The organism is Paenibacillus periandrae, from assembly GCF_022458865.1.
In the GTDB taxonomy this organism is placed as follows: Bacteria; Bacillota; Bacilli; order Paenibacillales; family NBRC-103111; genus Paenibacillus_S; species Paenibacillus_S periandrae.
The window spans coordinates 1-209 of record NZ_JAJNMU010000263.1 but is presented as its reverse complement, the minus strand read 5'-3'; the positions used below and the strand labels follow the sequence as shown (position 1 = coordinate 209).

Here is a 209-nt window from a genome sequence, read left to right as displayed (position 1 = left end):
CCCGAGGCATTTCGTCGTTCGCCACGTCCTTCTTCGGCTCCTAGTGCCTAGGCATCCTCCGTGTGCTCTTATTAGCTTAACCAATTCCGCTAATAAGTCCTATCCGTTAGGATAGATCTATTTGGATTTGTTACTCAACCGAAGTTAAGTAACGCTGCTCTAAACATTTGTTTCGTTTCGGTATCTAGTTTTCAAGGAACAAGCTTGAC

1 rRNA gene is annotated in these 209 nt (G+C 44.5%); it reads right to left on the bottom strand.

Going from position 1 to position 209, the window contains the following annotated elements:
• A 23S ribosomal RNA gene (locus LRL21_RS45480) occupies positions 1-82 on the bottom strand; the annotation flags it as partial.
• Positions 83-209: the final 127 nt, after the last annotated feature.